Below are 11541 nucleotides of genomic sequence, written 5' to 3'. Positions count from 1 at the left end.
CGCCTTTTTAGGTTCAAGAATGATGGGCCTTTTCTTACCGACCAGACTTATCTTTGCGACCCGATTCTATTGGATGGTACTATTTACGCCGGACTCACAGGGGATCACCACACGATGGAAACACGGCGCGCAGCACGGATTAACAAACTGACTCAGGCATTGAAGAATGGCGATCGGCTGCATTTGAAACAAGCGGCAGAATTGTTGGGCGTATCCGAAATGACCGTGCGCCGCGATCTGAATGCCACGTCAGCCAGTGTGATTCTGTTGGGAGGCTATGTGGTTAACGATCCGCAAAGCAGCGCTATCGCTATCGGTCACTATTTTGTGTCCTATCAGCAGAACCAGCAGGTGCAGGAGAAACGTGTGGCGGGCCGCCTGCCAGCGCAACTGGTCGAGGTGGGTGATACCGTTTTCTTTGACTGTGGCACCACCCTGCCCTTTGTTATCGATGCTATCGACGAAGATCTGCCGTTTACCGCTGTCTGCTACTCCCTGAACACCTTTCTGGCGCTGCAAGCCAAACCCGCTGCCAAAGTCATTTTATGCGGCGGAGAATTCCACCCCGATAATGCCATTTTCACGCCGCTGACGCGGCAGAGTGAACTGGACCCGATCTGCACCAACAAGGCCTTCATCTCGGCAGCGGAGGTCGATCTCAAGCGGGGGAGCGACCTGCTTTAATTTTTCCGAACTGAATATCAAACACCGGGCGATGGCGCTATCGCAGCGCACTATTCTGATGGCCGACAGCAGCAAGTTTGGCCGGATACAGCCTGCCACTATCGGCGCATTGACGCAGTTCGATACGCTGGTGACCGACTGCGCCCCGCAGGGCACCTATCAGGATTTCACGCTAGACAACGGCATCATGCTGATCTATCCCGGCTGTTAAAACCAGCCGCCAAACCATTTAGTCAGAGTTAGCCATATCGCATCCCACAGTCGCCCGAACAGACCGGCTTCAGGCACCTCATCCAGCACCACCAGCGGTCGCTGGGCAATCACTTTGCCATCCAACTGGAAATCCACGGTACCGACCGCCTGATTTTTTGCCAACGGAGCCCGTAAATGTGGCGGCGTCAGAGTAAAACTGGCTTTCAGGTTGCGCATTTGCCCTTTAGGCACCGTCAGTGCGACATCGTCAGCAACCCCTAACCGTGCTTCACTCTGCGCGCCATACCAGAGACGCTGTGTGGTAAACGTGGTATTGGCCTGAACTGGCGTGACCGTTTCGAAGAAGCGGAAACCCCAGGTCAGCAGCTTTTCGCTATCGCGAAAACGAATGGCATCCGTGGGTGCGCCCAGTACCACAGAAATTAACCGCATGTTGCCTTCCGTCGCGGATGCCACCAGATTGTGTCCGGCACCGCTGGTATGTCCGGTTTTGATGCCATCGACATTCAGATTACTGTTCCACAACAAGCGGTTGCGATTGGGCTGCTTAATGTTATTGAAGGTGAACTCTTTTTCTTTATGCAGGGCATACTCTTCCGGCACATCGCGAATCAACGCCTGCCCCAACAGCGCCATATCACGCGCCGTGCTGTACTGGCCGGCGGCATCCAATCCGTGCACGGTGAGGAAATGGGTATTGGTGAGGTTAAGTGATTTGACATAGTTGTTCATCAGGCTGACAAACGCATCCTGACTGCCTGCCACGTAGTCAGCCAACGCAATGCTGGCATCATTGCCCGATTGGATAACGATGCCTTTATTCAGTTCCAAAACCGAAATTTTATCGCCGGGTTTCAAAAACATCAGCGACGATCCTCGCAGCGCCGGGTTACTTGTTGCCCAGGCATCTTTACCGACGGTAACCAGGTCGTCTGGTTTAATTTTTTCCGTTTTTATTGCCTGACCGATAACGTAGCTTGCCATCATTTTCGTCAGGCTGGCGGGGTCCAGTCGCTCATCCGCTCGCTGTTCCGCCAGTACCACGCCGCTGTGGTAATCCATGAGAATAAAGGCTTTGGCCTCAATCTGCGGTGCGGCAGGTGCCTGTTCGGCGTATACGTGCGGGGTTAGCGTCAGCCACAGCAGCGTCGCTCTGCATAGCATCAAATGGGAGCATACGGCCTTGGGAAATCGAGCCTGGGGGAAATGGGCCATGGTGTTCATGCGTCCTCCATGTCGTAAGTCGTGCAGTTAATCTGATTAGATTTCGATATTCGTTGCAACGAATGGCAATAAGCTGTAAACGGTACCGTTCGCCGCCCGACAATGAAACGCCCTACTCTGTAAAGATACTCAAAGAAATGCAAACGTCTAGAAAATACGCTGATTAATAAATATGTTATGAGAGTTTTCTCATGGAATGAAGGGAAAACCGGCAAGCGTCACGGACCGCTCGCCGGTAACAGACCGTTAGCGACGATCGCGTTTATCCGCGCGCTTGGCAAACCAGTCACCCAGCATCTGCACCACTTGCACCAGAATAACCAGCGCCACCACGGTCACCACCATCACCTGCGTTTCATAGCGGTAATAACCAAAGCGGATCGCTAAATCACCGACGCCACCACCGCCCACAATGCCCGCCATCGCGGAGTAGCCAATCAGGCTAACCAGCGTGATGGTCAGACCGCGCAGCAAACCCGCCTTGGCTTCCGGCAGCAGCACGGTCGCAATAATACGCATTGGGCTGGCACCGAACGCCTCCGCCGCTTCGACAATGCCGGGATCGACTTCGCGCAGGGCGCTGTCCACCAGACGTGCATAAAACGCCATCGCAGCTACCGACATCGGCACCGATGCCGCCACCGGACCAATGGTGTTACCCAGCAGAATCTGGGTAAGCGGCAACAGCAGCACCAGCAGGATGACAAACGGGATAGAGCGGATAATGTTGACCAAAATCGTGCTGCATAAATACACCGCACCGTTTTGCCAAAACAGGTTTCTGTCGGTGACAAAGATCAACAGACCCAAAGGCAGGCCTCCGACAATGGCGCACAGCGTCGCGATGCTGACCATCTGAAAGGTTTCACCAAACGCAACGGTCAGGTCAAGCCAAAAATCACCCATGTAACACCTCCACGCGCGCCGTGCTGGTCTGAACATAATGGATAGCAGCAGCCAGTTGCTCGCTGTCCGTCGGGTGGGTCAGTAACACCACCAGAATACCTAACGCACGGTTGCCGATATATTCAATCTTGCCGTGCAAGATGTTAACCGAAACCCCATAGCGCACTGCCACATCAGATAACACCGGCTGCTCGGCGGAATCGCCGATAAACAGGATTTTCAGCAACGTGCCTTGCAGCTCTTCTTTCAGGCGTGCGGGCAATTCCAGATTCAGCGTGTGGGAGACCAACTGTTGCGTGAACGGATGTTGCGGTGCAGCAAACACATCGAGCACCTCACCTTCTTCCACTACGCGGCCTTGCGTCATCACCGCCATGCGATCGCACACCGTTTTGATGACGCTCATTTCATGAGAAATCAGCACAATGGTGATCCCCAGGCGCTGATTAATCTCTTTGAGCAGCACCAGGATGGCGGCTGAGGTTTCAAGATCTAGGGCCGAGGTCGGCTCATCGCACAGCAGCACTTCGGGATGGTTGGCAATCGCGCGTGCAATAACGACGTGCTGTTTCTGCCCACCGCTCAAACGGGAAGGATAGACATCTGCCTTATCGGACAATCCGACAAGGCTCAGCATTTCAGGCACGCGCTGGGCAATTTCCTGCGGAGATTTGCCCGCTGCTTTCAAACTGAACGCGACGTTTTCCGCCACGGTACGCGTCTGCATCAGATTGAAATGCTGAAAAATCATGCCAATGCCCTGACGGGCACGGAGCCGCTCACTGCCATTTAAATCACTGATCGTGACACCATTCACCGTGACACTGCCGCTCGTCGGGCGTTGCAACAGGTTAATGGTACGCAACAGGGTACTTTTTCCCGCACCGCTGGTGCCCACAATCCCAAAAATTTCGCCCTGCTGGATACGCAAGCTGACGTTATCTACCGCCGCCGTTGCGCCCACTTTCCCCTGCGAAAAATTCACGCTAATCGCGTTGAGTTCTATCATCACCGATTATCTGTTTTATCCCGACCAAAGGCCGGGATAATAACACGCTATCGGGCTTATACGGACTTACTGTGCGGCACGCGCCTTCATCCATTCTGGCTTCTGGAATTCACTGAACACGCTGCCCGGTGCGTTGATCGCAGCAGCATACTCCTCGGATTCCACTGCGGCTTTGATATTTTTGGCGAACGGCTTATCAATATCGTCCGCGCGCACGGCAATCACGTTTTTCAGGTTTTCGTCCAACGTTTCCAGCTTGAGCGCGGTGGACAGTTTCAGCCCGGCAGCAAAGGCAAAGTTACCGTTAACCAGCGATGCGGTGACGCTATCCAGCGTGCGCGGCAGTTGGGCCGCTTCCAGCGGTTTGAATACCAGACCGCGCGGGTTATCAACAATATCTTTTTCTGATGCTTTGGTGGCATCAAGTTCCGGTTTGATGGTGATTAACCCGAGCGATTGCAAAAAACGCAGCCCGCGTGCCAGATTGGTCGCATCGTTGGACAACGTAATCACATCGCCTTTTTTCAACTCGTCCAGCGAGTGGATTTTTTTGGAGTAGAACCCCATGCTCGCTGTCGGCACGATGATCAACTTCTCCAGCTTCAAGCCTTTTTCAGCCGCAAACTTTTCCAGATAGAGCGAGCGCTGGAACAGATTGGCATCAATGCTGCCGTTTGCCAGCGCCAGATTGGGCTGCACGTAGTCGCTAAACTCACGTACTACCACTTTGTAGCCCTTTTTCTCGAGCTGCGGCTTGATGGTCAGATTTACCATGTCGCCATAAGGACCGGGTGCCACACCAAACGTCTGCGGATCGGTGCTGGCCAATGCCGTGGAAGTGCTGGCCACAAACGGCAGTGCGGAAAGAAGCGCCGCGCCCAGTAAAGCGCGAAAACGATGGGTCAAAGTCATTGTGTTTTCCCTGTTTTATATTGTGTACTGCATTATGAAAAATCCGCTTTGGGATGATAAAGATTAAATTGGCATATCTTTATGTCGGCGACACGTTAGCACAGGCAAGCCGGGATCAAAACAGCATGCTATTCAGGATGATAATTACCTTTTCTTATCCCCCGCGCCGTTGAAAAACCGGTATAGTGGTTGGTGCTGTTGCTGCCGGGGCGTCAACGCGCTTCCTCCCATTCATCATCAGAGGGTTATCATGCTTACTTTATGGGGCCGAGAGAATTCGAGTAATGTCAAAAAAGTCCGCTGGCTTGCCGCAGAACTGGGGTTGAGTTATCAGCACATTCCAGCTGGCGGTCAGTTTGGCCGTAATCGCGAGGCGGATTATCTGGCGATGAACCCAAACGGGCTAATCCCCTGCCTGCAAGACGACGATCTGGTGTTATGGGAATTCAATACCATTGTTCGTTATATGGCCGCCAAATACGCTCAGCAGAGCCTGTATCTGGCCGATCACGGTCAGCGCGTTAATGCAGAAAAGTGGATGGACTGGGCAATATCGTTGGCCGTACCGTTTGGCACCGTATTTATTGGCCTGGTGCGCACGGCGCCTGAACAGCGTGATGTTGCCCTGATTGCCAAACAGAAAACAGAGTGCGAACGCCTGCTGGCTATCGTTGACGATGCCCTCTCCCGTCAACCTTGCCTGTCCGGGCCGGCATTCGGTATTGGCGATATTCCTCTGGGATGTATCGCGTATGGCTGGTTTAACATGGACATCGAACGCCCGTCATTGCCACATCTGGAACGCTGGTATCAGCAGTTGACCGCGCTCCCCGCCTTCCGCGACACGGTCATGTTGCCGTTAACCTGATGCGATGTATCCGGCGTCATTCTCTAACGGAGTGCGCCGGTTATTGCAGCCCGACACGCAGCAATTTTCCATCGCTGTCATCGGTGAGCAGGTACAGGTAACCATCCGGCCCCACCCTGACTTCGCGGATACGTTCATTGCGATCCGCCAGCAAGCGCTCCTCAGACAGGATTCGATCGCCCTCCAGCGTTAGGCGTATCAGGTTGCGCTCTGCCAAGGCGCCGATAAACACCGAATTTTTCCATTGCGGGAAGCGCTCGTCCTGATAAAATGTCATACCGCTGATACCGGGCGACTTTTCCCACACGTGCGCCGGATCGGCCATGCCCGGCACACGGGCTCCCTTCGCTTCCGGAATTTTCAGCCCAGAGTAGTTGATACCGTGCGTCGCCAATGGCCAACCGTAGTTTTTCCCGGCGGCGGGAAAGTTGATTTCATCACCACCGCGCGGACCATGCTCGTGCTCCCACAGGGTTCCGGTAACCGGGTTAAGGGCCAGCCCCTGCGGATTACGGTGACCGTAGGACCATATTTCCGGTCGCGCCCCGGCCTTGTTCACAAAGGGATTATCGACAGGGACTTTACCTTCCGCCGTCAGCCGCACGATCTTCCCTTGCAGCTTATCCAGATCCTGCGCAGTGGGACGCTGGTTATTTTCACCGAGCGAGATAAACAGCATACCGTTTTTATCGAAAGCCAACTTGCCGCCAAAGTGATTGCCGCTGGAGAGTTTGGGCTGTTGGCGGAAGAATACGGTGAACTGCTCCACATGGTGGTAATCCTCAGATAAACGCCCATACCCTACGGCAGTGCCCGCATTACCGTCATCGCCCACTTCGGCAAAACTCAGGTAAATACGACGGCTTTGTGCAAAATCTGGGGCCAGAGCAACTTCCAGCAATCCCCCCTGAGATTTGGCAAATACCGCCGGTACGCCCTCAATCGTTGCGGAAAGCCCCTTCCCCTCCTGCCAGTGCCGCAATTGCCCGGCACGTTCGGTAATCAGCATGCCGTTATTTCTCAGTAAGAAGGCCAGTGACCAGGGGTGGTCCAGTTTATCCTGCAACTCCGTCACCGCAGGCTGCGCCGCCAGCAACAGGGTGGCAACGGTAAGTGCAAGCGGCAGCAAACCGCGAGCAGGGGCAGTAACGATGCGGGTCAATGAAAACAGCATGGTAGGGCTCCTTGGCAAGGCATTTCACTAACTGTAGGCAGCACCGCCACGGCACGCAAAAAAAGCAACGGCGTTTTACTTTTCTTGACGTTAACGCGGCAAATCACGCGCCTGATAGCGCATGTCGCCACGTTCTCGCATTACCCCCACACTTAGCTGTATAATATTTGCCGTAATGCAATTAAAATCCCGCGCCATTGATGCAAAGTGAGTAACGTTGAATGTCCCACACAAAAACACCTGCCGCCGCGCCGAAAGTCGGTTTTGTCAGTCTCGGTTGCCCGAAAAACCTGGTCGATTCCGAGCGTATCCTGACCGAATTGCGCAATGAGGGCTATCAGGTTGTGCCAACCTACGATGATGCCGAGGTGGTTATCGTCAATACCTGCGGTTTCATCGACAGCGCGGTGCAAGAGTCGCTGGAAGCCATTGGCGAAGCACTGAACGAAAACGGCAAAGTGCTCGTTACCGGTTGCCTCGGTGCCAAAGAGAACCAAATCCGTGAAGTGCACCCGAAAGTGTTGGAAATCTCTGGGCCGCACAGCTATGAGCAGGTGATCTCGCATGTGCATCATTATGTTCCCAAACCGGCGCATGATCCCTTTACCAGTCTGGTACCGGCTCAGGGCGTCAAGCTGACCCCCAAGCATTATGCCTATCTGAAGATTTCTGAAGGCTGCAACCATCGCTGCACCTTCTGCATCATTCCGTCGATGCGCGGCGATTTGGATAGCCGCCCAATTGGCAGCGTGCTGGATGAAGCCAAACGCCTGGTTGAAGCGGGTGTGAAAGAGCTACTGGTGATTTCGCAGGATACCTCGGCCTACGGTGCCGATGTGAAGCAGCGCAATGGCTTCTGGAACGGACAGCCGGTAAAAACCAGCATGGTCAGCTTGTGTGAACAGCTTGCCTAACTGGGCGTGTGGGTGCGGTTGCACTATGTTTACCCCTATCCACATGTGGATGATGTGATTCCATTGATGGCCGCGGGCAAGATCCTGCCCTATCTGGATATTCCATTGCAGCACGCCAGCCCGAAAATTCTCAAGCTGATGAAACGCCCCGGTGCGGTAGAACGCACGCTGGAGCGAATCAAACAGTGGCGCGCAATGTGTCCCGATCTGACGCTGCGTTCCACCTTTATTGTCGGTTTTCCCGGTGAAACCGAAGAAGATGTCCAAATGCTGCTCAATTTTCTGAGCGAAGCGCGGCTGGATCGTGTGGGCTGTTTCCAATACAGCCCGGTTGAAGGCGCAACGGCAAACGAGCTGCCGGATCAAGTGCCGGAAGCGATCAAAGAAGAACGTTTCCACCGCTTTATGGCGCTGCAACATCGTATCTCCGCGGAGCGCTTGCAGGAGAAAATCGGCCGCACATTGCGCGTGCTGATCGATGAAGTGGAGGACGAAGGCGCGATTGGCCGCAGCATGGCAGACGCACCGGAAATCGATGGCAGCGTCTACCTTAACGGCGAAACCAACGTCAAAGTGGGTGATGTTGTGCAGGTGGTTATCGAACACGCCGATGAATACGATCTGTGGGGCAGCCGGGTAAACTAACCGGACCTCACACCGCACAAACCGGCCCTCTGGCCGGTTTTTTTTGCCTGCTTTTCGCGCGATCGCACAACAATCAATCAATAATCGGCTATTACCTTGGCTATGGCTTGCTTACACCAGACGGGTAAAGTAGCCTTTGTTCATGATCTTTTTTCTCATTTTGATACCCGTATGAGCATATGGAAGCGCCTGATAGTCGGTTCAGGTATTGTTTTTTGCGTATCATTACTGTCAGCATTCGCTCTGGACCGGTGGATTGGCTGGAAAACGGCACCTTACATCTATGACGATTTAGCTACGCTGCCGGAGCGTCAAGTGGGAGTAGTGCTGGGCACGGCAAAATATTACCGCGTTGGCGCATTGAATCAGTACTACCTGTTCCGTATTCAAGGGGCTATCAATGCATACAACGGCGGGAAAGTCAGCTATTTGCTGCTCAGCGGTGACAACGCGCTGCAAAGTTACAATGAACCGATGACCATGCGGCGCGATTTGATCGCAGCGGGCATTTCACCCAGCGACATTGTGCTGGATTACGCAGGGTTCCGCACGTTGGACTCGATTGTGCGCACACGCAAAGTGTTTGATACCAACGATTTCACGATTATTACCCAGCGCTTCCACTGCGAACGCGCGCTGTTTATCGCTATGCATATGGGCATTCAGGCACAGTGTTACTCGGTACCCTCGCCGAAAAACATGATGACGATCCGGCTGCGTGAGGTGGGTGCCCGGCTAGGGACGCTGTTCGATCTCTATATTCTCAAACGCGAACCCCGCTTCCTTGGCCCGCTGGTGCCCATCCCAGCAGAGCATAAAATTGCCAAGGATGAGCCTGATTATCCTGCTGTACCACCCGAATTGCTCAGCACGTTAGACAATCCGCCCGCTGAAAAAGAGCATGACGGTAGCGCCAACGCAAACGGCGCTAGCGCGCCACAACAGCCATAATGCGGGTGCTGCCACTATCAAACGAGGTTATCGGCCAGATTAACGCGAAGGCCCGGCAATCAGCCTGGTTAAGCGTCGCCATCCCCATTCCAGTGGGCCTTGTTCGAAATTACGCAGCCAGTACGCCGCCAAACCGTTAATCAACCAGATAAACGGTACAATGCCCAGCAATTGCAAACGGTCGAACTGCATAAAACCGCCCCAGTGATAAAAGAATCGGGTGCAGATCAGCGTCTGCAACAGATAGCTGCTCAACGCCATTCGTCCGATGTCGCCTATCCAGGAGGATACCCGCCATTGTCGTAACGTTGACCAATACCCGTAGCAGAGTGCCAGATAACCGATGGCCTGAATTGGCGCGGCAATATCGCGAGGAATTTGCAGCAACAGCCCGCTCCAGCGGTACTCCCAGGCAAGATGCCACTGCAAGACCATGCCGACAGCGTCAATCAGCAATCCCCCCGCGATGAACCACAGCGCAACCTTGCGATAATGCGCCGTGCTGAATTCACCGCGCAGCCAACCGCTACGCATCAACCCGGCCCCCAGCAGCAATGAGCCTGCCAGCAGCCAGCCATATTGCACGCCCAGCGACAATAAACTCTCGATCAGCAGATCCACGCGATTGCGCCACGCTTCTACGCCCCCCAGTTGGAGCCAATAGGCCTCGTAGGCCATGTCTGCGTCACCCGGCAACCAGTAGCGCCCCGACTCCGGGCTGAGAATCTGGCTTAACACTACCAGCATGCCAACGCCTACGGCGTACATTACCACGCCCATACGCATCAGCATGCGGCTGCTGTCCGCCTGTCGAATCATGGCAAAGCAGAGCAAGCCGATCAGGCCGTAATCCAGCAAGATATCACCATCCCACAGGAAAATGCCGTGCAACAAGCCAATCAGCATCAACCAGAACAGGCGCGCATGCACCCAACGCGTACCTCGCGGCAGCAGCAGTTGTAAGCCTGCACCAAACAACAAGGCGAACAGTGTCAGAAACTTCGCCTGCGCCAACAGATCCATCACAGCCCAGGTTAGCGCATCACGCAGTGCGGGATAACCAGCGTAGGCAGGGTTAAGATAGGCAGCTTTGGGCAGACCGAATGCGGTGATATTGAGCAATAAGATGCCCAATACGGCAACGCCGCGCACGAAATCCAACGTGGCGATACGGCGCGACGATGACGGAGAGAGAGACTTCATAGGCGTTTATGCCAATCCAATGGGACGCATGCCGCCGACAGCCACACTTGGTGGCTGGGGCACAAGGATCAGTGCTGGTGGTGACGCACAGCGCGCAAGAATTCCTGACGCGTATTCTGGCTCGATTTGAACAGACCACCCAGCGATGTGGTGGTCGTCGCACTGGTCGCATCACAAATACCGCGCGCTTTGACACAGTAGTGCACAGCATCTATCGATACTGCGACGTTGCTGGTACCCAGCAGGGTTTGCAGCGCGACAAGAATCTGCTGGGTCAAACGCTCCTGTACCTGCGGACGCTGTGCAAAAAACTGCACGATACGGTTGATCTTCGACAGGCCAATCACCCTTTCCTTCGGGATATAAGCGACGGTTGCCTTGCCATCGATGGTGACAAAATGGTGCTCGCAGGTGCTGGTCAGTGTGATATCACGCACGGTAACCATTTCATCCACTTCCATTTTGTTTTCAATGATGGTGATTTTTGGGAAATTGGCATAGTCCAACCCAGCGAAAATTTCATCCACATACATTTTTGCGATGCGATGTGGCGTTTCTGCCAGGCTGTCATCTTGCAGATCGAGACTCAGCAGATTCATGATTTCGGTCATGTGTTCGGCGATGCGCGCCTTGCGGGTAGCGGCATCCAGCAGCGCGCCGCGCAGCGGGGTTTCCAGACCGCGCGCCAGCAACGCTTCATGAACCATCGCCGCTTCGCGACTCAACGTGGGGGTCATTCTCTTTCTTCTCCCTTCTCCGGCAGGTGTGACATTCCAAGCGTGTTCACTCTAGTGGAGTGACGCAGGATTATCCAGTGATTGTAATTCATCATGGGTGA

At 54.3% G+C, this 11541-nt stretch carries 9 protein-coding genes and 2 pseudogenes; 4 read left to right on the top strand and 7 right to left on the bottom strand.

Features of this window, described 5'->3' with window-relative positions:
* The first annotated feature begins 114 nt into the window (after positions 1-114).
* A pseudogene (gene deoR / locus CS369_RS09075) lies at positions 115-895 on the top strand (DNA-binding transcriptional repressor DeoR).
* Here deoR and CS369_RS09070 read toward each other — a convergent pair.
* The 4 genes from CS369_RS09070 to CS369_RS09055 all read right to left on the bottom strand — a co-directional run bounded on the left by CS369_RS09070 (position 892) and on the right by CS369_RS09055 (position 4948).
* On the bottom strand, positions 892-2061 hold the full coding sequence (locus tag CS369_RS09070; RefSeq protein WP_196906870.1) for a serine hydrolase: 1170 nt from the start codon (positions 2059-2061) through the stop codon (positions 892-894). The pseudogene deoR and the gene CS369_RS09070 overlap by 4 nt on opposite strands.
* A 306-nt stretch (positions 2062-2367) precedes the next feature.
* Positions 2368-3027 (bottom strand): methionine ABC transporter permease, encoded by a 660-nt coding sequence (locus CS369_RS09065; RefSeq protein WP_196906824.1) that lies wholly within the window; start codon positions 3025-3027, stop codon positions 2368-2370.
* Positions 3020-4036, bottom strand: a complete 1017-nt coding sequence (locus CS369_RS09060; RefSeq protein ID WP_196906823.1) for a methionine ABC transporter ATP-binding protein — start codon at positions 4034-4036, stop codon at positions 3020-3022. Before CS369_RS09060 ends, CS369_RS09065 begins: the two co-directional genes overlap by 8 nt.
* A gap of 66 nt (positions 4037-4102) precedes the next feature.
* Positions 4103-4948 (bottom strand): MetQ/NlpA family ABC transporter substrate-binding protein, encoded by an 846-nt coding sequence (locus CS369_RS09055; RefSeq protein ID WP_196906822.1) that lies wholly within the window; start codon positions 4946-4948, stop codon positions 4103-4105.
* Between the two features lie 250 nt (positions 4949-5198).
* On the opposite strand from CS369_RS09055, the gene CS369_RS09050 reads away from it, so the two are divergent.
* On the top strand, positions 5199-5816 hold the full coding sequence (locus CS369_RS09050) for a glutathione S-transferase family protein (protein WP_196906821.1): 618 nt from the start codon (positions 5199-5201) through the stop codon (positions 5814-5816).
* A gap of 40 nt (positions 5817-5856) precedes the next feature.
* On the opposite strand, the gene CS369_RS09045 is transcribed toward CS369_RS09050, so the two are convergent.
* Entirely contained in the window at positions 5857-6990 is a 1134-nt protein-coding gene (locus tag CS369_RS09045; protein WP_196906820.1) for a PQQ-dependent sugar dehydrogenase, read from the bottom strand.
* 221 nt (positions 6991-7211) lie between these two features.
* On the opposite strand from CS369_RS09045, the pseudogene rimO reads away from it, so the two are divergent.
* Positions 7212-8549: pseudogene (gene rimO / locus CS369_RS09040) on the top strand (30S ribosomal protein S12 methylthiotransferase RimO).
* Positions 8550-8726: 177 nt separating this feature from the next.
* The gene (gene sanA / locus CS369_RS09035; RefSeq protein ID WP_374191047.1) at positions 8727-9500 is read left to right on the top strand and encodes an outer membrane permeability protein SanA; all 774 of its coding nucleotides are present in this window, start codon (positions 8727-8729) and stop codon (positions 9498-9500) included.
* 39 nt (positions 9501-9539) lie between these two features.
* Here sanA and yeiB read toward each other — a convergent pair whose 3' ends face one another.
* Both yeiB and folE read right to left on the bottom strand, forming a co-directional pair.
* A complete protein-coding gene (gene yeiB, locus CS369_RS09030) occupies positions 9540-10703 on the bottom strand; it encodes a DUF418 domain-containing protein YeiB (RefSeq protein WP_196906818.1) in 1164 nt (387 codons plus the stop codon).
* Positions 10704-10771: 68 nt separating this feature from the next.
* Positions 10772-11440 (bottom strand): GTP cyclohydrolase I FolE, encoded by a 669-nt coding sequence (gene folE, locus CS369_RS09025; protein WP_196906817.1) that lies wholly within the window; start codon positions 11438-11440, stop codon positions 10772-10774.
* Positions 11441-11541: the final 101 nt, after the last annotated feature.

It is taken from the genome of Candidatus Symbiopectobacterium sp. 'North America', from assembly GCF_015762685.1.
Classification (GTDB): domain Bacteria; phylum Pseudomonadota; class Gammaproteobacteria; order Enterobacterales; family Enterobacteriaceae; genus Symbiopectobacterium.
Note: the sequence above shows the minus strand (reverse complement) of the source record. Positions and strands in the feature narration are given on the sequence as shown.

Bases quoted from the DNA above. Each gene is read 5' to 3' on its own strand.
- CS369_RS09070 (WP_196906870.1), bottom strand. From the start codon at position 2,061: ATGCTATGCAGAGCGACGCTGCTGTGGCTGACGCTAACCCCGCACGTA.
- CS369_RS09045 (WP_196906820.1), bottom strand. From the start codon at position 6,990: ATGCTGTTTTCATTGACCCGCATCGTTACTGCCCCTGCTCGCGGTTTG.
- yeiB (WP_196906818.1), bottom strand. From the start codon at position 10,703: ATGAAGTCTCTCTCTCCGTCATCGTCGCGCCGTATCGCCACGTTGGAT.
- folE (WP_196906817.1), bottom strand. From the start codon at position 11,440: ATGACCCCCACGTTGAGTCGCGAAGCGGCGATGGTTCATGAAGCGTTG.
- CS369_RS09055 (WP_196906822.1), bottom strand. From the start codon at position 4,948: ATGACTTTGACCCATCGTTTTCGCGCTTTACTGGGCGCGGCGCTTCTT.
- CS369_RS09050 (WP_196906821.1), top strand. From the start codon at position 5,199: ATGCTTACTTTATGGGGCCGAGAGAATTCGAGTAATGTCAAAAAAGTC.
- CS369_RS09060 (WP_196906823.1), bottom strand. From the start codon at position 4,036: ATGATAGAACTCAACGCGATTAGCGTGAATTTTTCGCAGGGGAAAGTG.
- CS369_RS09065 (WP_196906824.1), bottom strand. From the start codon at position 3,027: ATGGGTGATTTTTGGCTTGACCTGACCGTTGCGTTTGGTGAAACCTTT.